We start from the raw sequence: 21263 nt of genomic DNA, 5'->3' as shown, positions 1-21263 counted from the left end.
CAAAAACCTGTGGGAGCTGGCTTGCCAGCGATGGCGGCGGTTAGGTCGATAGCAATGTTGAATGCCTGGGCGCAATCGAGTGTTTTGTACGTTTTTCTACCGATGCGCTTGCGTCCGCACCCAAATTCCGAAACCTCTCGCTTTAACCTCCGTTTCGTCCTACAGCCAGCCTTAAGTGGATAGCTCTAAGGTAAGCGCACTGGCAGATCGAATATCGAAACGAGGCAAATAATGAAACGAGATATCTTTTGTAAGTCGGTTGGGGGCGTCGATGCTTTGGCAGCCCAAGGTCGCGCACAGCGCCTCCTCGCTCACACGCGAAAAATCGTCATACCGCGAATTGGCGCAATGAAAGGCAAATTAGCGTTACCTGAAAATCTCGATTCGCCATTGCCCGATGCCATGCTTGATGCTTTTGATGGAACTCAAGCATGAGGCTGGCATAGAACAATGCTATGTAGGAGTTGAGTACATCAGGCAGTTGTCGGGTGGCAGATCCACCGTCATCGCTGGCAAGCCAGCTCCCACAGTGATCTCTGGTGTATTCAGGTTTTGTGGGCACCTCAAAGTCTTGTGGAAGCAAGATTGAACACCTGATTTGTGAACACCACAGAAACCTGTGGGAGCTGGCTTGCCAGCGAATGCGGTGGATCAGTCAGCAAAAAAAACGGCACCTTACGGTGCCGTTTGCATTTCCCGACTCAGCTTTTACTTACGCGCATCCGCCCACGACTTGAGCAGTTCGTTGTAGCTCACAGTCTCGCCCTGCGGCTTCTCGTTCGCCAGTTTCGGTTTCGGCGCACCCGGTTGATCAAACCAGTATTGCGCGTCGCGTTCCGGGTTCATTTTCGGTGCGCAAACCGCCTGAGCCTTGGAGCGTTCGAGGCGAGTCATGATCGCGTCCTGATCCTTTGCCAGACCATCCAGCGCCTGTTGCGGAGTTTTCTCGCCGCTCGCCGCTTCGGCAATGTGGCTCCACCACAGTTGTGCCAGACGAGGATAGTCCGGCACGTTGGTCCCGGTCGGGGTCCATTGCACACGGGCCGGGCTGCGGTAGAACTCGACCAGACCACCGAGCTTCGGCGCCAGATCGGTCATCGCCTGCGAGTTGATGTCCGACTCGCGGATCGGCGTCAGGCCGACGATGGTTTTCTTCAGTGATACGGTTTTCGAGGTCACGAATTGCGCATACAACCATGCCGCCAGTTTCTGTTTCTCAGGCGTGGATTTCATGAACGTCCACGAGCCCACGTCCTGATAACCGAGCTTCATGCCCTCTTCCCAGTACGGCCCACGCGGCGACGGCGCCATCCGCCATTTCGGCGTGCCATCGGCGTTCATTACCGGCAGACCTGCCTTGGTCATGTCGGCCGTAAACGCGGTGTACCAGAAGATCTGCTGGGCGATGTTGCCCTGCGACGGCACCGGGCCGGATTCGGAAAAGGTCATGCCCGCCGCTTCCGGTGGCGCGTAGGCCTTGAGCCAATCGACGTATTTCTGCGTAGCAAACACCGCCGCCGGGCCGTTGGTATCGCCGCCGCGCGTCACGCTGGAGCCGACCGGATGGCAATCCTCGACACGAATGCCCCACTCGTCCACCGGCAAGCCGTTCGGCAGGCCTTTGTCGCCGCCACCGGCCATGGAGAACCAGGCATCGGTGAAGCGCCAGCCCAGCGACGGGTCTTTCTTGCCGTAGTCCATGTGCCCGTAAACGCGCTTGCCGTCGATTTCCTTGACGTCTTCGCTGAAGAATTTGGCGATGTCTTCATAGGCCGACCAGTTCACCGGCACGCCCAATTCGTAGCCGTACTTTTCCTTGAATTTGGCTTTCAGATCCGCACGCTCGAACCAGTCGGCGCGGAACCAGTAAAGGTTGGCGAATTGCTGATCGGGCAACTGATAAATCTTGCCGTCCGGCGCGGTGGTGAACGAGATGCCGATGAAATCCTTGATGTCGAGGGTCGGCGAAGTGAAGTTCTTGCCTTCGTTGGCCATCAGGTCGGTGATCGATTCAGTCTTGCCGTACCGGAAGTGCGTGCCGATCAGGTCCGAGTCGTTGACCCAGCCGTCATAAATATTCTTGTCCGACTGCATCACCGTCTGCATTTTTTCCACCACGTCGCCTTCCTGCAGCAAGTCGTGGGTGAGCTTGATCCCGGTGATTTCGGTGAAGGCCTTGGCCAGCACCTTGGACTCGTATTCGTGAGTGGTCAGGGTTTCCGAAACGACCTTGATTTCCATCCCCCGAAACGGCTCGGCGGCCTTGATGAACCACTTCAATTCTTCGAGCTGCTGTTCAGCCGTCAGGGTCGATGGCTTGAACTCACTGCCGATCCATTTTTTTGCGGCATCTTCGTAGGCATCGGCCCAGGCAGACGCGCTCAAACCGCTGAGTGCGAGCATGGCTGCCAAAGAAATGCTATGTCGCAGCTTATTGTTGTTATCGAACATAGAGACCTCCTGTTTAAGATTTCGGAGCAGTTTTGCCGAGCGATTCGACTAGCCCCAACGCATCACAGCCAACAGCCACACCAGGGAAATCGCGGACGCGACCCAGATGCTCCAGTCGGTGGCGCCGATTACCAGCAAATGCAGGTAGGCGCTGCCGAGAAGACCGATAAACAAGCGATCGCCACGGGTGGTGGCAATCGGCAGAAAACCTCGCCGCAGGATGCTCGGCGAACGCAGTTCCCAAGTGGTCATGCCCACCAGCAGCAGGCCGATGACGATGAAGAAAATCGCGGTGGGTGTGGTCCAGCTCATCCATTCCATCATCAGTTCCTCAGACCCGACCGAGGGCAAAGCCCTTGGCCACGTGGTTGCGAACAAACCAGATCACCAGCATGCCCGGCAGAATGGTCAACACCCCCGCTGCTGCCAGCACACCCCAATCGATACCGGAAGCCGAGACCGTGCGGGTCATTACGGCGGCAATCGGCTTGGCGTTGACCGAGGTCAACGTGCGCGCGAGCAGCAGTTCGACCCAGGAAAACATGAAGCAGAAAAACGCCGTGACGCCGATGCCGGAACCGATCAGCGGGATGAAGATCTTCACGAAGAACTTGGGAAAGCTGTAACCATCGATGTAGGCGGTTTCGTCGATTTCCTTGGGCACGCCGGACATGAAACCCTCCAGAATCCACACCGCCAGCGGCACGTTGAACAGGCAATGCGCCAACGCCACCGCAATGTGCGTATCGAACAGACCAATCGACGAATACAACTGGAAGAACGGCAGCAAAAACACTGCCGGTGGCGCCATGCGGTTGGTCAGCAGCCAGAAGAACAGGTGCTTGTCACCGAGAAAGCGGTAACGCGAGAACGCATACGCTGCTGGCAACGCCACGCTCAGGGAAATCACCGTGTTCAGGCTGACGTACCACAGCGAGTTGATGTAACCGTTGTACCAACTCGGATCGGTGAAGATCACCTTGTAGTTCGCCAGCGTGAAGTCCTGTGGGAAAAGTGTCAGGCCGCCGAGGATTTCGGTGTTGCTCTTGAAGGACATGTTCAGCAGCCAGTAAATCGGCACCAGCAAGAACAGGATGTAGATCAGCAACGGGATAAGCTTTCTTTTGCTCATGGCCGGGCCTCAGCGGTTGGCGTCGGAGTGAGTCATGGCGGTGTAGAACAGCCAGGACACCAACAGGATGATCAGGAAGTACACCAGCGAAAACGCCGCTGCCGGACCGAGGTCGAATTGGCCTACAGCCATCTGGGTCAACGTCTGACTGAGGAAGGTCGTGGCGTTGCCCGGCCCGCCACCGGTGAGCACGAACGGCTCGGTGTAAATCATGAAACTGTCCATGAAGCGCAGCATCACCGCGATCAGCAGCACGCTTTTCAGTTTGGGCAATTGAATGTGGCGGAACACCGCCCACGCCGAGGCCCGGTCAATCCGCGCCGCCTGGTAATACACGTCAGGAATGGCGCGCAACCCGGAGAAACACAGCAGCGCCACCAGCGAAGTCCAGTGCCAGACGTCCATCACCAGCACCGTGACCCAGGCGTCCATGGTGTTGGCCGCGTAGTTGTAACTGATGCCCATCGCATTAAGGCTCGACCCGAGCAAACCAATGTCGGCGCGGCCAAAAATCTGCCAGATCGTGCCGACCACGTTCCACGGGATCAGCAATGGAATCGCCAGAATGATCAACACCACCGACGACCAGCGGCCCTTGGTCGGCATGGTCAGGGCGACGGCGATACCCAGCGGAATCTCGATCAGCAACACGCAAGCCGAGTAGATGAACTGCCGCAACAACGAGTCATGCAGACGCGGGTCGAGCAGCACCTGCTTGTACCAGTCGGCGCCGACGAAGTAGCGGCTGGACTGGTCGAAGATGTCCTGCACCGAGTAATTGACCACGGTCATCATCGGGATCACCGCACTGAACGCCACCAGCAGAAACACCGGCAACACCAGCCACCAGGCCTTGTTGTTCTGCACCTTGTTCATGGCTGCACCTCTTCGCTGGCTTCGAGTAGAAACTCATCGGCGTAGACCATCAGCCATTGCGCCGGAAAACTGATGTACGCCGTGCCCTGCGGCACCGGTTTATCTTCGGCGAGCCGCACTTTCAACGGCGCGCCGTCGAGGTCGAGGGTCATGATCTTGTAGGTGCCGAGGTCTTCGACGTGTACGACCCGTGCCTGCATCGCGTCATCAAACGGCTCGTCCCAGACATGAATGAACTCCGGACGGATGCCGACCTTCAGATTTTTCCACTGACCGTGTTCGATATGGCGCTGCAAGGCGTCGGACAACGGCAGGTGCGTCGAAGCGAAACCGACGCCACCGGGTTGCAACTGCACCTCAATCAGATTCATCCCCGGGCTGCCGATGAAATAGCCGACAAAGGTGTGGCTCGGTCGCTCGAACAATTCCCGTGGCGTGCCGAACTGCACGATCTGCCCGCCGTACATCACCGCGATCTTGTCGGCGAAGGTCGAGGCTTCCAGTTGATCGTGGGTGACGTAGACCATGGTGATGTTGAACTGCTCGTGGATCTGTTTGAGCTTGCGCCGCAGTTTCCACTTCAGGTGCGGGTCGATCACCGTCAGCGGCTCGTCGAAGAGGATCGCCGAGACGTCGTCGCGCACCAGGCCACGGCCCATCGAGACTTTCTGTTTTTCGTCGGCGGTGAGGTTGCGCGCCTTCTTGCTCAGCAGGCTTTGCAGGTCGAGGACTTCGGCGATTTCCTGAACCTTGCTGTGGACTTTCGCCTCGGCCATGCCCTGATTGCGCAGGGGGAACGCGAGGTTGTCGAACACGGTCATCGTGTCGTAGACCACCGGAAACTGGAAAACCTGGGCGATGTTGCGCTTCTCCGGCGTCAGGTCGTTGACCGCTTTGCCATCGAACAGCACATGGCCTTGCGAGGGGCTGAGCAGCCCGGAAATGATGTTAAGCAAAGTCGATTTGCCGCAACCCGAAGGCCCGAGCAACGCGTAAGCACCGCCCTGTTCCCAGATGTGATCCATCTCGCGGATCGCATAATCATCAGGCCCGCTCGGGGTTTTGCTGTAGCTGTGGGCGAGGTGCTGCAAGCGGATTTCGGCCATCAGGCAACCCTCGCGACACGCCGGCCCGGTGCTTGCACCAGTCGGCCCTGCGCATCGAAAACGAATAATTTGTGGGTCGGGATGTAGATGCGGATCGGCGCATCGACGTCGTACTCGTGAACTCCGGGCAGGTGCAGCACCAGCAGGAAATGCTCGTTGCGCACATGCAGGAAGGTTTCCGAACCGCTGATCTCGGCCACTTCAACGGTTACCGCCAGTTCCAGATCATCATCGTTGCTCGGCACCAGCGAGATATGACTGGGACGCACACCGAAACGGAACTCGCCCTCGCCCACCGGACGCAGATCGACGTTCAACGGGAAGTGCACAAAATTGGCGAAGCTGACTTCGTTGCCGGCGATACGTCCGGGCATCAGGTTGATCGGCGGCTCGGAGAACAATTCCGCCGCCAGCACGCTTTGTGGCTGGTGGTAAACCGAAGTCGAAACGCCGCTCTGGATCACCCGGCCTTCGTGAAGAATGGTTGTGGTGCCGCCCAGCGCCAGCGCTTCGTTGGGTTCGGTGGTGGCATAAATCGCGATGGTGTGGCGCGCCTTGAACAGTTCGCGCATTTCCTGGCGCAGCTCTTCGCGTAGCTTGTAGTCGAGGTTGACCAGCGGCTCGTCGAACAGAATCAGTTCGGCATCCTTGACCAGCGCCCGGGCCATGGCGGTGCGTTGCTGCTGACCACCGGAAAGCTCCAGCGGATGACGCTGCAAGAACTTCTCGATGCGCAGCATCTTCGCGGTTTCCAGCACTTTGCTGTGAATGATGTCTTTCGACACACCCGCCTGACGCAGCGGCGAGGCGATGTTCTCGAACACGGTCATGGTCGGGTAATTGATGAACTGCTGATAGACCATCGACACGTTGCGCAGACGCACCGGGCGCTGGGTGACATCAACGCCGTTCATCAGGATGCGGCCAGTGTCGGGCTTGTCCAGACCGGCCATTAAACGCATGAGGCTGGTCTTGCCGGACAGCGTGCGGCCGAGCAAAACGTTGAAAGATCCGGCTTCGAATTTCAGGCTCGCATCGTCGATCCAGGTCTGGCCCTCGACGGTACGACTGACGTGCTCCAGGGTGAGTGACATGGCTCGGCCTTTTTATTATTGGAGTCAAGCGACCTGTGCACTGGAGCGACATTCGTGCCAGAAATGGCAAGTGGTTGATTTGTGTTGAAAATCGCCGAAACGGCGGGTAACAGGCGTTCATTGCTGAACACATTTGAACAGTTCGACGATTGACAATGAACAATAGTGAACAACACTCTATCGACTCATTTCGGTGAACACCGGAGATTCTGTGAGAGCGAGCTTGCTCGCGAATGCGGTGTGCCATTCAGCCGATTCGGTGACGGGTACTCCGCTTTCGCGAGCAAGCTCGCTCCCACAGTCGATCTGTGTTGTGTTCAGGATTTGGGTTCATAACAACAATAAAAATCGCTGCATCAGAGGCCCACTGCCATGGCCGCACCTGCCCCGCCGCTTTCCCATGACGCCCTCGTGCAGAGTTCCTGGTCACGTTGTCGGGCGTTTGGACTCAATCATCAAAGCGCTCCGGCGTTCGATCAGTTGCCGGCCTCAAGCATCGCGCACTTGCTCAACAGCCATCATTCGCTGGTGCAGACCACGCATCAGGAAGTGCTGCCCTACTACGAAAACATCCTCAGCAACTCCAATTGCCTGATCATGCTGGCCGACAATCAAGGCCAAGTGCTGACTTCGTGGGGCACCCAGCGCTTTATCGATCCGAGTCTGGCCCGGGGGTTCAGTGCTGGCGCAAGCTGGATGGAGCGCTGCAGCGGCACCAATGCCATCGGCACTGCGCTGGCCTGCGAGCAAGCGGTACACATCGAGCACGATGAACACTTCCTCAAAGCCAACCGCTTCATGACCGGTTCCGCTGCGCCGATCTTCGACGCCGAGCGCAAAGTGATCGCGGTGCTTGATGTGTCCAGCGACAGCTATCTGCCGCCGTCGCACACGCTGGGCATGGTCAAGATGATGAGCCAGACCGTGGAAAACCGGCTGATCCTCAATCTGTTTCATGGCCAGCATTTTCAACTGACGTTCAACACCGGGTTGAGCAACCTCGACAGTCAATGGGCCGGGTTGTTGATCTTCGATGAGAGCGGTCAGGTGCTGTCGGCCAATCGCCGCGCTGACAATCTACTAGGTGTGCGGTTGTCGCGTGTCAGCGTTGAGAGCCTGTTCCAAGTGTCGCTACTGGAACTGCTCAATCAACCCGACGGATTGCCGTTTGCCTTGCAGACTTCAGGGCGCAACCGTTTTCAATGCGTGTTGAAGCGGCCTAAACAGGCACCGATTCAGCCCAGGATGTTTATCGACGAAAGCAAAGTCGTTGAACCGCCGAAGATTGCAACTTCGAGCGCCATCAGCCTTAACACCCTGCACTTCGGCGACAGTCGCGTGGAAAAAGCCGTGCGTCAGGCCGAGCGCCTATTGGAAAAAGACATTCCACTGCTGATCCACGGCGAAACCGGGGTCGGCAAGGAAGTCTTCGTCAAAGCACTGCATCAGGCCAGTTCGCGCAGCAAACAGGCGTTCATCGCCGTCAACTGCGCGGCGATCCCCGCCGAACTGGTTGAATCAGAACTGTTCGGCTACGAGAAAGGCGCATTTACCGGCGCCAACCAGAAAGGCAGCATCGGCCTGATCCGCAAGGCGGACAAAGGCACGCTGTTCCTCGACGAAATCGGCGACATGCCGCTGCCGACTCAGGCGCGGTTGTTGCGGGTATTGCAGGAGCGTTGTGTGCAACCGGTGGGCAGCAGCGAATTGTTTGCGGTGGATCTGCGGATTATCTCCGCTACCAACCGTTCTTTAAGGGAGCAGGTACAACTGGGGCGGTTTCGTGAGGATCTGTACTACCGCATTGGCGGGTTGACCCTGGAGTTGCCCCCACTGCGGGAACGAACGGATAAAGAGGCGTTGTTCAAGCGGCTGTGGGAACAGCATCGCGAGCCTGCGCAATGGGCCGGGTTGAGTCGCGAGGTGCTGGAATTGTTCGACCGCCATCCTTGGCCGGGGAACTTGCGGCAGGTCAGCAGCGTGATGCAGGTGGCGCTGGCGATGGCTGAGGAACAACCGGTACGGCCGGAGCATTTGCCGGATGATTTTTTTGTCGATCTGGAAATGGAACCGGTTGAGACGGCTGAGCCGTTGGCGGTTGATCTGAATGATGGTGAGGCGTTGAACCGGGAGTTGCAGTTGGCCGGGGGGAATATTTCGCATCTGGCGCGGCGGTTGGGGGTTAGTCGTAACACCCTTTATAAGCGCTTGCGGCAATCGGAAAGTTGACTGCTGCGCAGTCAATTCGCGAGCAAGCTCGCTCCCACAGGTTCAGTGGTTGCATAGCTCTTGTGTGCGACACAGATACTGTGGGAGCGAGCTTGCTCGCGAAGGCGCCAGTCCAGGCACCGCAAAAACCTCTGACGTCCCCATTGACCGAACCGACTAGAATGTGACGAAATGTTTCACGTTTTCACCGCACTTCGTTGCCCCACAACTCCCGCCTCTTCATTCTCACGGTATAAGCGCTTTGACCAACATCTGTTCGACCGGCCTTGATATCGGTTTTGCCTCTCTGGATTACCTGCAAATCGGCATCCTCGGCATCATTCAAGGCATTACCGAGTTGCTCCCGGTTTCCTCCACGGCGCATATGCGCATCGTCCCCGCCCTGCTTGGCTGGCCAGATCCCGGCTCGGCGTTTTCCGCGGCGATGCAGTTGGCTGCACTGGCGGCGGTGATCAGCTACTTTTGGCGCGACGTCAGGCAGGTTGTCGGCGGCAGTATCGATGCGGTGCGCCAACGTGACTTCAACAATCAGTGGTTCATATTGGCGGTGGCGATCGTATTGGCGACCATCCCGATTGGTATCGCCGGTTTAGCCTTATCTTCAACGCTCAACGCCTGCAACTCACCGTTGCGCGGCCTGATGGTGATCGGGATTTCCTGCGTGGTGATGGCGGTTTTGCTGGCCGCCGCCGAGCTGAGTTGCCGCCATCGCCGCACCGTCGGCGAAATGCGTCTGCGTGATGCGCTGATCGTCGGCATTGCGCAGATCGGCGCACTGATTCCCGGGGTTTCGCGCTCCGGTTCAACGCTGACGGCAGCGCTGTTCCTCAATTTCAAACGTGAAGAAGCAGCGCGTTTTTCTTTCCTGTTGGGGCTGCCGGCTATCGCACTGGCCGGGCTGAAAGAGCTGTGGGTGTTGTTCCATGCGCAACTGCCGGCGCAAGCCTGGGCGCATCTGATTTTCGGTCTGGTGATCGCCAGCATCTCGGCGTTCTTCGCCATCTGGGGCCTGATGCGTTTTCTGGAGAAGTTCTCCACCTGGCCGTTTGTCATCTACCGCGCCGTGCTGGGGATTTTCCTGATTGTGGCGGTCAGTACCGGGCTGTTGAGCTAAACCTGATAAACACTTGTGTTTGAGGCGACCCCCAATGCGCGCAGCCCGAACAGCACAACAATCACCATCACCAGCCCCGCAAAAATCCCGACCGCAAAACCCGCTCGGGCGCCGTATGCATCGATGATCAGGCCAGCGAGCATGCCGCCGAGCGCTACGCCAATGCTGATGCCCGTGGTCATCCACGTCAGTCCTTCGGTGATTCTCGACGGTGGCAGAATGATCGTACCGAGATTCATCACCACCACCATCGTTGGCGCAAATGACATGCCTGCAATAAACAGCAGCCCGGAAAGGATGTAGATGTCCGGTGAAAAAATCGGCAATACGGCTGTGACTGCCGTCACCAATATGCCGATAAAGAACTGCTTTTCTATTGGTAACGAAACCCTCAGTGCGCCGAATGTCAGACCCGCGACCATGGAGCCGAACGCATAGGCTGCGAGGATAAAACTGGCGGACGCCGGCCAGCCTTCTGCGCTGGCGAAGGCAACCACGGCGACATCGATTGATCCGCCAATCACGCCCATCGCCAGCAGCGCGAACACGATGGTGCGAACGCCGGGGATCAGCAAGGTGGAAGATGTGCCGGTTTTGTTGCCAACGTGTACTTTCGGCTCTGTCTGGCGTTGTAGAAGAAACGCCGTCACCCCGACCGCCAGCAATGCGACGGCTACCAGAGGCCCGGCCTCGGCGAAAAAACTGACGCTCAAACCGATGGCCAGTGGCGGACCGACAATGTAGGCGAGTTCGGTCAGAACGGTGTCCAGAGAGAACGCCGTGTGCAATTGCGGCTTGCCACGGAAAAGCTGCGTCCAGCGCGCTCTGATCATCGAGGGCATGCTCGGCATTGTCCCCGCCAATGCAGCAAGAACGAAAAGCCATGCGGCGGGAGCCTCCAGGTAGACGGCGATAATCAGCGCCAGCAACATGACAATGCTGAAAGCGGTCACGACAGGCAGCACTCGACTCTGGCCGCGCTGATCGACGAGTTTCGATATGTGCGGGCCGATTAACGCATTGGCCAGGGTAAACGTACCGGCGACTGCGCCGGCCAGCCAATAAACACCGGTTTTCTGCACCAGCATGGTAATGATGCCAATGCCGATCATTGCCTGCGGCAGTCGGGCAATAGAGCTCGCGAGTGCTAACCCCGTGGCACCGGGGGTGGTTAGAAGTTCGCGATAGTGATTGGCCATGGTGACTCCATTTCATGATCGTCGCCGAACAGCTTCCCGCTGCCCGCGCCGCAGCCGGTGCTGGCTGCGCCTGACATCAAGACTTACGCGACCACCAAATGCAACAACAAGCTTTGGTTTTGATGACGGCACTCACCCCGGCCCTCTCTCGCCCGTAGCGGGAGCCGACCGAGGTATCTGATCCGACGTTATCCATCGACCTGAAATACCGAGTCGATTATGGATTCACAGCATCACTTTCACGTCGGCGTATTGCCTGAGCATTCTCCAGTCTGTCCGCTCTTTATCCGGGTGAGGATTCGGGTGAGGGGATGGATGTCCCGGTCATCAATTTACCTCAAGCAATCACTTCAACCCGCGGCATTTCCCAGCGCTGCTCAACCACCTCACGCCCCGGCCCGTACAGCCGCAGAATCACGGTAAACACTCCGCCCTGTGGCGTCGGCAGCCAGTTGCTTTGCTCGCCTTCGGGCGCCATCGACTGCATCAACAAGATAAGCCCGCCATCAGCATCCAAGTGCAACTGATCGCGGCTGCTCAAGCGATACCGATCAATCGAATTTGCCACCAACTGCCGGTCCGGCAAGTCATACAGCGTCAGCGACCAGAACTCACTGGCCGGCGGTAATTGCCCCGGTGCAAAACGCAGACGGTAGCTTCGACCGCCTTGCAAAGGCTGGCCCTGATTGTCGAGACGCGCGCCGGTGTAAAACGCCTCCTCGACACTGTTGCCATAGATCCCCATGAGTGCAGCAACCGCACGATTGAGGTAGTTGCCATGCATCGCTTGACGATTGCCGAACAAGCCGAGAGTAGTCTTGGTCTGGCCCACTGCTGCTTGCAGTTGCGCCTGCGCCTGTTGAATCCCGGCGATCAGAGACTGACGCTGTTCAGTCGTCAGCGCCGCAACATCAAACGCCTGTCCCGGCACGATGCCGATCCGCGCAAACCGCTCGCGCAACGCCTGCTCTGCTGGTTGCGTCGGGCACAACGCGAGTATCTGATTGAGCACACTAATGAACGCAGGCCCCAAACCGGTCTTGCTGTCCCACATCGGCCAGGCAATCGCTGGCGCAGCTGCTGGCGCGGCACTGGCGGTGTATTCATGCAAACCCTGCAAACGGTATTGCGCCTGCAATGCCCGTACTGCCGGCATGTCATCCGGGCCTTTCAAACCGGTACGGCCGAGGATCATGACGATCTCGGTTTCACTGCGCAGCACCGCTTTGATGCCGCTCGGCACGCTGCCCTGCCAGTGCGGACCGGCGATCAGGTAATCACCGGCCTCGCGCCCGGTACTGAGCACGCCGACATAGCCGAAATTGTGCGTGTACTGATCGACCAGTTGATGCACGTAATACCGATCAGTATCCACCGCCGGAACGCTCAAAACCTGCGGTTCGCTGCGCAGGTCCAGCCATGCCCAGGAGTACGGCGTGTCGTTGTTAGGCGTGACGATTTCGCGGTTGGCCGGGGTGTAGAGCCGGCTGTAATGCCGGAAGCGATTGAAGCCGCCGACGTACTCCGGCGCGGCGGGATTGAGTACCTGCTTTTCCATGGTCTGGTAGTGCATGAGCATCGGGTAGGCGTAGATCCACGCCTCCTGCGCAATGGCCTGAAACTCATCGGCATCGCCCGCCAGCAACCAGCGCGGAAACACCAGACTGCCGCCCACTACTCCCATGCCGCCTAACACCCGGCGGCGACTGAACGTCAGGTTCATGGCTCGATTCTCGCAATAGTCGGCATCGAATAACTGCCATCCAGAGCCGCCGCTTTCGGCATGTACATGCGCAGCAGCAGATTGAACGAACCTTGCGGCGTCGGCAGCCAGTTGCCTTGTTGCGCCTGGGACGGGGCGTCCGGTTGCAACAGCAGGGTCAAACCACCGTCGGCGTCGTAACTCAGGTTGGCACTGCGATCACCCAGGGCATAGCGCTGGATCGGATTGCTCGCCAGCAACTGGGTCTTGCTGTCGTATAGCGTCAGCGACCAGAACGCGTTGACCGGTGGCAACTGCCCGGCCGGGAAATGCAGGCGATAAGCCTGGCGGCCATCGAGCACTTGCCCTTCGACATCGTGCAGGGCCAACGGATACACCGCTTCGGCCGGATCGTTGACGTAGATATAGCGCCAGGCTGCGGCGGCACGGGTTAGGTCATCGTCGCCGTATTTACCGAGATTACCCGGAGACTTGAACCAGCCCCCCTGTTCTACCGACAAATGACTGGACGCAGCACGCACCTGTTCGCGCCCGGCCTCGGCACCCGCCGCAACCGCCTCACGCAAAGGTTCGGCAGGTGCGAATGGTGCGCCGGGCTGGACGCCGATGGCAGCGAATCGGGCGAGCTTCGCCTGTTCGCTGGCCGTCCACTGATGCAACGGCGCCAAGGCATTGAAGGTGCTGAACAGCGCCTGCGCCGAACCTTGTTTGGTATCCAGATAGGCCGGCAGCTGCAACGCTGGCAGTGCGACCGGTGCCGGACTGTTGATTACTCGTGACAGCGGTTGCAAGGCGTAGCCCATCAAGACTCGCGCAGCTTCTTTCTGATCGCTCTCACCTTTGACTTCGGTACGGCCGAGCAGAAACACCAGACGACTTGGCGAGCGGATCACACCGTTGAACCCGGACGGTACCTCGCCCTTCCAGTCCGGCCCGGCGATCAGGTAACGCCCGGCCTGATTGCCGGTGGCGCGGGTGCCAATATAGTCGAGGTTGTCGGTGCGCAGGTCGACCAACTGGAAGCTGTAATAGCGTTCATCGACGGTGGGCACGTCGAGCACCACCGGCTCGGCGCGCAAATCGAGCAAGGCGCGGGAATAGAAGGTGTCGTTGTTTGGCGAGACCACTTTGTTGTCTTGCGGGCCGAGCAGCCGCGGTTCGCTATAGAGCCGGTTGAACGGCAGTTTCGCGGCGATGGCAGTCAGCACTTTGTCGTGTTCAACAGTGGCATAGGCAAAAACATAGGCCTCTTGCGCCAGGGCTTTGGCCTGGGTCGGGTCGAGGTCGGCGGCGTGTACGGTGCCCAGGCTGACGCCGAGAGCAATAGCGGAAATCCAGTGGCGCATGGCAGTTCTCCTGCAATAAAAAACTGTATCCACCACAGAACCTGTGGGAGCGGGCTTGCCCGCGAAGGGGCCGGCACATCCAGCATCCTTGTCGCCTGACACGCCGCGTTCGCGGGCAAGCCCGCTCCCACAGGGTTCTGCAGTGATGCTCAAAACTGCGTTATTTGGCCCAACGGCGCAGGTCCGACGGCGGGTAAAGTGCAGCGGAAATCCAGTGGCGCATGGCAGTTCTCCTGCAATAAAAAACTTTGCATCCACCACAGAACCCTGTGGGAGCGGGCTTGCCCGCTCCCACAGGGTTCTGCAGTGATGCTCAAAGCTGCGTTATTTGGCCCAGCGGCGCAGGTCCGACGGCGGGTAAAGTGCAGCGGAAATCCAGTGGTGCATGGCAGTTCTCCTGCAATAAAAAACTTTGCATCCACCACAGAACCCTGTGGGAGCGGGCTTGCCCGCGAAGGGGCCGGTACATCCAGCATCCTTGTCGCCTGACACGCCGCCTTCGCGGGCAAGCCCGCTCCCACAGGGTTCTGCAGTGATGCTCAAAACCGCGTTATTTGGCCCAGCGGCGCAGGTCCGACGGCGGGTAAAGTGCAGCGGAAATCCAGTGGTGCATGGCAGTTCTCCTGCAATAAAAGACTTTGCATCCACCACAAAACCTGTGGGAGCGGGCTTGCCCGCGAAGGGGCCGGTACATCCAGCATCCTTGTCGCCTGACACGCCGCCTTCGCGGGCAAGCCCGCTCCCACAGGGTTCTGCAGTGATACTCAAAACCGCGTTATTTGGCCCAGCGGCGCAGGTCCGACGGGGTGTAGTCGTCGGTCTTCGCCGCGAATCCGACGCGCATCGGCTGGGTTTCTTCGTTGGCCAGGCCACCGGCGTAATAACGTCCGGCGATCAGGTCGTACGAGGTTTCCAGCACGTTGTAGGTGAAGCCATGATCGTATTGCTGAATCGCGTGCAACTCGCCGCTGCGCCACAGTTCGCCACGGCTGTCGTACTGGTCCGACTGAGCGATCTGCCAGCTGTCCTCGTCCACATAGAACCGGCGCTTGGCGTAGATGTGCCGGGCGCTGGGCTTGAGCGTGGCTTCGACCACCCACACCCGGTGCTTCTCATAGCGCGCCAGATCCTGATTGATATGGTTCGGCTTGATCACCTCGTCGTACTTCAGCGCATGGCTGCCGATCTTGTAGCTGTTGTAGGGAATGAACAGCTCCTGCTTGCCGATCAGTTTCCAGTCGAAGCGATCCGGCGCACCGTTGTAGCCGTCGATGTTGTCGGCGGTGATCAGACCGTTGCTGTAACGCGCACTGTTGTCATAGGCGATCATCGGCGCACGCCGCACTCGGCGTTGCCCCGGCAGGTACTGCCAGGCGGAACGCGGTTCGGCCACCTGATCGATTGGTTCATGCACCAGCACCGCTTCGCCGGACAAGCGTGCCGGCTCCAGCACCCGGCTCTTGAACAGGAACAACGTATTGGCGTTCGGTTCGAGGCCCGACACGGTGTCGGCGAAGTTGATCAGCGACTGGTTGCGCACATAGCTGGTCGCACCGTTTTCCCGCACCAGCGCCGAACTGCTGATGCGCTCGTAACTGCCGCCGCGATAGCGGGTCATGTGGTTCCACATCACCTCAAGACCTTCGGTAGGCAGTGGAAACGGAATCCCCCGCACGTAGTCGTGCATACCGTTGCCGCCGTCCGCCATCGTGGTCTTGGCGACGTTTGCGCGGCTCTGTTCGAGCACGTCCTTGGGCAGATTGGCGCTGCGGTGCGTCGGATAAATGTTCATCTTGTAGCTGTCCGGATAACGCTTGAACAAAGCGATTTGCCCGGGGCTGAGAAACTTCTGATACTGCTCGACGTTCTTCGCGGTGACGGTGAACAGCGGCTTCTCCGCCGCATACGGATCGCTGTAACTGCCCTTGCTGTCGACTGTGCCGGCGCTGCTCGTCAGTCCGCCGCTCCACGTCGGAATGCTGCCATCGGCGTTGGCCGCCATTTCCGAGCCCATCGGCGTCAGGGTCTTGCCCAGCGGCGCCGGATCGTTACCTTTAGCCTGAGCCAGGCCGACGCTGCAAGCCAGCGCGAGCACACACAATTGCATACGCATGATGGTTCTCCTTAGAAGTCTGCCTTGAAGCTGACGGACGCAAAATCGCGGTCGTCGAGAGTGCTGTAATCGTTGGAACCGAAGAACGCGTTGTAAGCCAGTTCCACGCTGTAATCGTTCATGTAGACGCCGGTCAGGCTCAGGCCGAGGGCTTGCTGGCCTTCCTGGAACGGGCCTTGCGGATCGTAGGAATAACCCGACACGTCGTGCCGCCAGTTGACTGCCGGAATCAGGTTGATCCCCGGCAGCACGTCGCTGTATTCGAGGCTGGCGCGCAGGCGATACCCCCACGACCAGTCGGTGGCGAAACCCTTGTCGGTGCAGTACTGATTGGTGACCCCGGAGGCGACGGTGTTGCACGCCGTGCCATTGCTTGGCGCACTGCGACCGAACGCGGCGTTGCGGCCGAGACGCTCGTCGCCAAGGTCGTCGATGTGCACCACGCCGGCCTCGCCAAACAGACTCAAACGGGTGGCGCCGAGGATGTTGTCGAACGCCTGAGTCGCCGACCCGGTCATCTGCCACACACCTTTGCGCACCCAGCCGTCATAGCGACTGCCGCCATTGGTGTTGAAGCCCGGTGGCAGATCGACCCACGAACTGCCGCCCGCCCCGGATATCACCGCGACGTTGATGTCCGGCGCGTTAATCGCCAGCGGCATGTTCGGCCGATAGCTCAACTCGCCCGCCAGCGAGATCCCACTGATAGGCTCGACGCCGTTGAGGCTGATCCCGTAGAGGTGGATGTTTTCCGGAAACGCCGCCGCGTAAGTCGGCGCCTGAATGCCACCGGGAAAGGTCCCGGGCAGTGAGGCATTCCTCGCGTCGAGGGTGAAATACGGCAGCCGCGAGTGATAGTTGATGTAGTAGATCGCCGCCTCGGCATCGTTGAGGGCCGGGATCATGTTGCGCAGGGCGAAACCGAACTGGCCGTTATCCGACGGCGACTCGTTGCCCCTTGGCGACGCATACAGTCCGGCAGCCTGCATCTGCTGATCGGTCTGCACTTGGCTGAGGTACAACGGCCCGCAACCTTTCTGGATCGCGTCACTGCTGGCGAAAAAGGTGCCGCAACCATCGAGCACGCTCGGGCGCCAGTTGTACTGATAGAAACCTTCAAGGTTCAGCGTGTCGGAAATCCCGAAGCTGAACGAGACCATTTCCACCGGCAACTGCCCTTCCTTGATCTCCACACCAGGACGGTTGAACGCGGAGATGTCCAGCGGGTTGATCACGTTGATGCCGTTCTGGATCAACAGCGACTCGCCCCACGACAACACCTGATTGCCGACCTTGACGTTGAGCGGATGATCGTCGATCTGGAAGTCCTTCCAGACATAGGCGTCGAGCATCTTGAAGCCCTTGAATTTCGACAGGTCATCCCAGCCCGAATCGTCGAATTTCTTGAAGCGTCCGTTGCCGTCTTCATAGGCGGCGTCGTACCAGTATTTGAAGCGCATGAACGCGCCCTGCCCCTGGCCGTCGAGACTAAAATCAGTGAGGCCCTTGAAGTTCTGCGAGATCGGATCGCCCTTCTCGAAATTCAGCCGGTTGTCATCGGCGCTGACGCTGCTGCCGTTGGCGTGCACGCCCTGGGCTTGCAAGGCGTTGGCGCGGGTCATCAGGCTTTTGTCGGGGTTTTGCGTCGACCAACTGCTGCCCAGCGTCAGGGTGGTTTTGGTCGACAGGCTCCAGTCTTCGTTGAGGTCGAAACTGGTGGCATAGCCGGGGCTCGACAGTGCGGCGAGAATCGCCAGAGTCAGGGGTTGCGTACGGGTGTGGCCACGCCGGTTCAGTCTCTTGAGGACTGTGGGCGCGACCGAGCTTTTTTTTATCATTATTGGGCTCCGGTCAGGTTTGCTCAGCACTGACACGGTGCCCAACCTGCGACCGGCACACACAAGCGATGACCGACAAAAAACAATCATCAGCGTACTTACAGCGGATTGAGCCTGAACTGCTTCGGAGTGATACCGAACTGCTTGCGGAACGCGCGAATGAAGTTGCTCGGCTGGCGATAACCGAGGCGCTCGGCGATGCGTTCGATCGGCTGATCGCCAGCGGTCAGCCAGTGCCGCGCCAACTCCAGACTGTCGCTGCGATTGGCCGGCGAAACCTCCGTCTGCCAATGGCGCAACATGCTCTGGTGCAGAAACGGATTGGCACCAAGCAACGCCTCATCGAGGCTAGAGCGATGCAGTGTCAGACGTGGATGTGCGCCCTCTTCGACGTGAATGCCGACGCTACGCAGCCAGTCTCCAGCGGCTTGCGGCGGACATAAACTGACGCTGGCGAAGACTTCCGCCGGCGTCTTGCCAAGCCGTCGGGCGATGTTACGCACCAGCGTAATCGTCCCGGCGTCGAGGCCGAAATGATGCGGCTGGCCTTGCACCGGACGCAGGTGCAAGTGCGCGACCTCTCCGACTTCCTCAAGCTCGGCGACCACGTAATTGGTCACCCTCGGTACAAAGTTGACGAAGCATTCGAGGCTCGCGCGCAGGCTCGGTGCCGAATCCAGCAAAATGTTCAGCCCTTGCAGACAAGTGGTCGCCAGACTGTTCACCAGCTCACAGCCGAAGGTTGGCGCAGCGCCGGCCTGTTCGCATTCACGCCACAATTGTTCGACCTGATGCGCAGGGATCTGCCGATCCTGATCGATCAGCGCCGTCGGGTTGATGCCGGCCAACAAGAGCAGGTTTTGCGGGCACAAACCGGATTGCTCGGCGTGGCTGAGAATCGTCCGGGTGAAAGCGCTGGAGGCGAATGTGGGGGTGGACATGGCGGCGACTACTGAAAGACAGGCGTGTACTTATGCCAGTCGGCGTGATATCGATCAAATGCATTAAAAGTATCCGCAGAATGCAGGAGACGCATGATGGATTTGCGACAGCTTCGCCACTTAGTGGCCCTCGCCGATTACCGCAGCTTTGGCCGCGCTGCCGAAGCGATCAATCTCAGCCAACCGGCGTTCAGCCGCAGCATCCAGACGCTGGAGCGTGACCTGGATTGCGCGCTGGTCGAACGCAGCAGCCGCGAATTTCGTCTGACCGGCCAGGGCGAACTGGTGCTGCAACATGCCCGACGCCTGCTCGCCGGCAGTCAGGCGCTGCATAACGAACTCACGCAGTACAACGGTTTGACCGGTGGCGAACTGCAATTCGGCAGCGGACCGTATCCGGCGCAACTGCTGGTGCCGGAAGCGCTGGCCGAGTTTATTCAGGCACATCCGGCGATTCGTACGCGCTTCCACCTTGGTGACTGGGAACAACTGGCGCTGTGGTTGCGTGAGCAGCAGATTGAATTTCTGGTGGCCGATGCGCGCTACTTCACGGGTGATCCGCAATATCAGGTGCAACTGCTGCGCCCGCGTCAGGGACGGTTTTTCTGCCGTATCGATCATCCGCTGGCCGGACGTGAGGATATGCCGTTGCGCGCCCTGCTCGATTACGCCGTGGTCGGCACACGGATTCCGCCGATGATCCGCAAGATCCTCGCCGATGTGCAGGGCGAACCGGACTTCAACCCCAGCGTCGAATGCGCACAATTCGACGCGATCCGCCGCGTGGTGATGAACTCCGATGCTGTGGGAATCGCCACGCTGGAAGCCGTGACCGAACTGGTCGACCTGGGACTGATCCGCCTGCTCGACTTCGTCGACGTCCCGCGCAACGATCCCGGCCTGCAACTGCATTACGGCATCGTCAGCCGCGCCGGCTACTCCATGACCCCGGCGGCATTGGCGATGGTCGATGCGATCCGCAAAGTCGACCAACGCCTGTTGGCCAGCACATAACCTCTGTGCCGGCCTCTTCGCGAGCAAGCTCGCTCCCACGGGTTTTGCGCTCGATCCGAAAAGTCAACGCACCACACTCCCTGTGGGAGCGAGCTTGCTCGCGAAAGCGTCGGTGGATCCGAAATCGCAACGGCTGACACACCGCTATCGCGAAGCAGTTCGCTCCCACTGCGCGGGTGTAGCGGCTGGAATTTGTGGGTCACCAAGGGCGCGCAGCAGGCAGTGCATCGCCTCTTCGCGACTGCGTTCGAAGCGATAGCGGGCCTCGATGTACAGCGCCAGTTTCAGTTCCACCGCGTCTTCCAATGGCAACGGTGCCTGGCGCATACCCAGCGCACTGGCGACCCGGCTCGGCAGGCTCAGACCAAACGGCTGGCGGTCGGCAATCACTTTGGCCGCCAGCGTGCTTTGCGTGCTCACCGCAATCGTCCGGCGCAAGCCTTTCAAGCCCAGATGCAGATCCACCGGACTCAAGCCGTCACGCCGGCTCGACACCTGAATCTGCGGCTGCTGCAAATACGCCTGCAACGTACGCGGTGGTTCCTGCAAAGCTTCGCCATAGGCGAACACATAGTGATCCGCCGGCAGACTGCGTTTGTGCAAACCATTGAGTCCGGCCAAGGGCTGATCGATGTCGATGAGGATGTCGAGTTTGCCGCTGGCCAGATCCTGCAAGGCGTCGCGCCGACGTGGCTGAAAGTAGCGCACCTGCCAGTCGGCATGCGGCGACTCCAGCAGTGCGTCGAGCAGCACCGGTTGCAGGCAATCCAGACAACTGATGCGCAACAACGGATTGCTCTGCCGCGCTGCCGGGATCATGCGCAAACCCTCACGCAACGACTCCAGCGCGTTGCGCACATAGTCGGCCAGCCGATGCGCCACCAGCGTCGGCGTCACTCCGAGCCGGCTCTTGATAAACAGCGGATCGCCGCACAAATCGCGCAGCCGCCGCAATGCATTGCTCATCGCCGGTTGCGACAGGCTCATCACCTGCGCGGCACGGGTGACGCTGCGTTGCTGGTAGATCGCATCGAAGGCAAGCAACAGGTTCAGGTCGAGCTGGCGTAAATCAAGCATGGTCTTGCTC

General features: G+C 59.3%; 17 protein-coding genes. 4 read left to right on the top strand and 13 right to left on the bottom strand.

What is annotated here, in order from left to right; all coding sequences use genetic code 11:
• The first annotated feature begins 231 nt into the window (after window positions 1-231).
• Window positions 232-435 carry a type II toxin-antitoxin system prevent-host-death family antitoxin gene (locus tag ACTWLJ_RS17850; RefSeq protein ID WP_445177786.1) on the top strand — a complete coding sequence of 68 codons (204 nt, stop codon included), beginning with the start codon at window positions 232-234 and terminating at the stop codon, window positions 433-435.
• Window positions 436-708: 273 nt separating this feature from the next.
• On the opposite strand, the gene ACTWLJ_RS17845 is transcribed toward ACTWLJ_RS17850, so the two are convergent.
• From ACTWLJ_RS17845 to ACTWLJ_RS17820, 6 genes are read right to left on the bottom strand one after another with little or no spacing between them, the layout of a single operon-like run.
• Window positions 709-2451 carry an ABC transporter substrate-binding protein gene (locus ACTWLJ_RS17845; protein ID WP_445177785.1) on the bottom strand — a complete coding sequence of 581 codons (1743 nt, stop codon included), beginning with the start codon at window positions 2449-2451 and terminating at the stop codon, window positions 709-711.
• Between the two features lie 48 nt (window positions 2452-2499).
• Window positions 2500-2772, bottom strand: a complete 273-nt coding sequence (locus ACTWLJ_RS17840) for a DUF2160 domain-containing protein (RefSeq protein WP_401218999.1) — start codon at window positions 2770-2772, stop codon at window positions 2500-2502.
• 10 nt (window positions 2773-2782) lie between these two features.
• Window positions 2783-3583: a carbohydrate ABC transporter permease gene (locus ACTWLJ_RS17835; RefSeq protein WP_401218996.1), complete on the bottom strand. Its 801-nt coding sequence runs from the start codon at window positions 3581-3583 to the stop codon at window positions 2783-2785.
• A gap of 9 nt (window positions 3584-3592) precedes the next feature.
• Complete coding sequence (locus tag ACTWLJ_RS17830) at window positions 3593-4459, bottom strand: carbohydrate ABC transporter permease (RefSeq protein ID WP_007912484.1); 867 nt, start codon at window positions 4457-4459, stop codon at window positions 3593-3595.
• Window positions 4456-5565, bottom strand: coding sequence for an ABC transporter ATP-binding protein (locus ACTWLJ_RS17825; protein ID WP_445177784.1), 1110 nt, complete (start codon window positions 5563-5565; stop codon window positions 4456-4458). Before ACTWLJ_RS17825 ends, ACTWLJ_RS17830 begins: the two co-directional genes overlap by 4 nt.
• The gene (locus ACTWLJ_RS17820; RefSeq protein ID WP_401218991.1) at window positions 5565-6659 is read right to left on the bottom strand and encodes an ABC transporter ATP-binding protein; all 1095 of its coding nucleotides are present in this window, start codon (window positions 6657-6659) and stop codon (window positions 5565-5567) included. The genes ACTWLJ_RS17825 and ACTWLJ_RS17820 overlap by 1 nt, the downstream gene beginning before the upstream one ends.
• 372 nt (window positions 6660-7031) lie before the next feature.
• Between ACTWLJ_RS17820 and ACTWLJ_RS17815 the strand changes: the two genes are divergently transcribed.
• Both ACTWLJ_RS17815 and ACTWLJ_RS17810 read left to right on the top strand, forming a co-directional pair.
• A complete protein-coding gene (locus ACTWLJ_RS17815; RefSeq protein ID WP_445177783.1) occupies window positions 7032-8888 on the top strand; it encodes a sigma-54-dependent Fis family transcriptional regulator in 1857 nt (618 codons plus the stop codon).
• A 241-nt stretch (window positions 8889-9129) separates the two neighbouring features.
• Window positions 9130-10002 (top strand): undecaprenyl-diphosphate phosphatase, encoded by an 873-nt coding sequence (locus ACTWLJ_RS17810; RefSeq protein WP_445177782.1) that lies wholly within the window; start codon window positions 9130-9132, stop codon window positions 10000-10002.
• On the opposite strand, the gene ACTWLJ_RS17805 is transcribed toward ACTWLJ_RS17810, so the two are convergent.
• From ACTWLJ_RS17805 to ACTWLJ_RS17780, 6 genes are all read right to left on the bottom strand, one after another.
• Window positions 9999-11201, bottom strand: a complete 1203-nt coding sequence (locus tag ACTWLJ_RS17805; protein WP_445177781.1) for an MFS transporter — start codon at window positions 11199-11201, stop codon at window positions 9999-10001. The two genes, ACTWLJ_RS17810 and ACTWLJ_RS17805, sit on opposite strands and share 4 nt — an antisense overlap.
• A 337-nt stretch (window positions 11202-11538) precedes the next feature.
• Window positions 11539-12924: a DUF1254 domain-containing protein gene (locus ACTWLJ_RS17800; RefSeq protein WP_445177780.1), complete on the bottom strand. Its 1386-nt coding sequence runs from the start codon at window positions 12922-12924 to the stop codon at window positions 11539-11541.
• Window positions 12921-14270, bottom strand: a complete 1350-nt coding sequence (locus tag ACTWLJ_RS17795) for a DUF1254 domain-containing protein (RefSeq protein ID WP_445177779.1) — start codon at window positions 14268-14270, stop codon at window positions 12921-12923. The genes ACTWLJ_RS17800 and ACTWLJ_RS17795 overlap by 4 nt, the downstream gene beginning before the upstream one ends.
• Before the next feature lie 775 nt (window positions 14271-15045).
• Complete coding sequence (locus ACTWLJ_RS17790; RefSeq protein ID WP_445177778.1) at window positions 15046-16383, bottom strand: DUF1329 domain-containing protein; 1338 nt, start codon at window positions 16381-16383, stop codon at window positions 15046-15048.
• Window positions 16384-16394: 11 nt separating this feature from the next.
• The gene (locus tag ACTWLJ_RS17785; protein WP_445177777.1) at window positions 16395-18221 is read right to left on the bottom strand and encodes a DUF1302 domain-containing protein; all 1827 of its coding nucleotides are present in this window, start codon (window positions 18219-18221) and stop codon (window positions 16395-16397) included.
• A gap of 98 nt (window positions 18222-18319) precedes the next feature.
• Window positions 18320-19162 (bottom strand): helix-turn-helix domain-containing protein, encoded by an 843-nt coding sequence (locus tag ACTWLJ_RS17780; protein ID WP_445177776.1) that lies wholly within the window; start codon window positions 19160-19162, stop codon window positions 18320-18322.
• Window positions 19163-19255: 93 nt separating this feature from the next.
• On the opposite strand from ACTWLJ_RS17780, the gene ACTWLJ_RS17775 reads away from it, so the two are divergent.
• Window positions 19256-20176, top strand: a complete 921-nt coding sequence (locus ACTWLJ_RS17775) for a LysR family transcriptional regulator (RefSeq protein WP_445177775.1) — start codon at window positions 19256-19258, stop codon at window positions 20174-20176.
• A gap of 144 nt (window positions 20177-20320) precedes the next feature.
• On the opposite strand, the gene ACTWLJ_RS17770 is transcribed toward ACTWLJ_RS17775, so the two are convergent.
• On the bottom strand, window positions 20321-21253 hold the full coding sequence (locus ACTWLJ_RS17770; protein WP_445177774.1) for a LysR family transcriptional regulator: 933 nt from the start codon (window positions 21251-21253) through the stop codon (window positions 20321-20323).
• Between the last annotated feature and the right edge of the window lie 10 nt (window positions 21254-21263).

It is taken from the genome of Pseudomonas sp. McL0111, assembly GCF_052567255.1.
The sequence above is the reverse complement of the archived record's forward strand: the minus strand, read 5'-3'. Positions and strand labels throughout refer to the sequence as shown.

Bases quoted from the DNA above. Each gene is read 5' to 3' on its own strand.
- ACTWLJ_RS17850 (WP_445177786.1), top strand. From the start codon at position 232: ATGAAACGAGATATCTTTTGTAAGTCGGTTGGGGGCGTCGATGCTTTG.
- ACTWLJ_RS17845 (WP_445177785.1), bottom strand. From the start codon at position 2,451: ATGTTCGATAACAACAATAAGCTGCGACATAGCATTTCTTTGGCAGCC.
- ACTWLJ_RS17840 (WP_401218999.1), bottom strand. From the start codon at position 2,772: ATGGAATGGATGAGCTGGACCACACCCACCGCGATTTTCTTCATCGTC.
- ACTWLJ_RS17835 (WP_401218996.1), bottom strand. From the start codon at position 3,583: ATGAGCAAAAGAAAGCTTATCCCGTTGCTGATCTACATCCTGTTCTTG.
- ACTWLJ_RS17830 (WP_007912484.1), bottom strand. From the start codon at position 4,459: ATGAACAAGGTGCAGAACAACAAGGCCTGGTGGCTGGTGTTGCCGGTG.
- ACTWLJ_RS17825 (WP_445177784.1), bottom strand. From the start codon at position 5,565: ATGGCCGAAATCCGCTTGCAGCACCTCGCCCACAGCTACAGCAAAACC.
- ACTWLJ_RS17820 (WP_401218991.1), bottom strand. From the start codon at position 6,659: ATGTCACTCACCCTGGAGCACGTCAGTCGTACCGTCGAGGGCCAGACC.
- ACTWLJ_RS17815 (WP_445177783.1), top strand. From the start codon at position 7,032: ATGGCCGCACCTGCCCCGCCGCTTTCCCATGACGCCCTCGTGCAGAGT.
- ACTWLJ_RS17805 (WP_445177781.1), bottom strand. From the start codon at position 11,201: ATGGCCAATCACTATCGCGAACTTCTAACCACCCCCGGTGCCACGGGG.
- ACTWLJ_RS17800 (WP_445177780.1), bottom strand. From the start codon at position 12,924: ATGAACCTGACGTTCAGTCGCCGCCGGGTGTTAGGCGGCATGGGAGTA.
- ACTWLJ_RS17795 (WP_445177779.1), bottom strand. From the start codon at position 14,270: ATGCGCCACTGGATTTCCGCTATTGCTCTCGGCGTCAGCCTGGGCACC.
- ACTWLJ_RS17790 (WP_445177778.1), bottom strand. From the start codon at position 16,383: ATGCGTATGCAATTGTGTGTGCTCGCGCTGGCTTGCAGCGTCGGCCTG.
- ACTWLJ_RS17785 (WP_445177777.1), bottom strand. From the start codon at position 18,221: ATGATAAAAAAAAGCTCGGTCGCGCCCACAGTCCTCAAGAGACTGAAC.
- ACTWLJ_RS17780 (WP_445177776.1), bottom strand. From the start codon at position 19,162: ATGTCCACCCCCACATTCGCCTCCAGCGCTTTCACCCGGACGATTCTC.
- ACTWLJ_RS17775 (WP_445177775.1), top strand. From the start codon at position 19,256: ATGATGGATTTGCGACAGCTTCGCCACTTAGTGGCCCTCGCCGATTAC.
- ACTWLJ_RS17770 (WP_445177774.1), bottom strand. From the start codon at position 21,253: ATGCTTGATTTACGCCAGCTCGACCTGAACCTGTTGCTTGCCTTCGAT.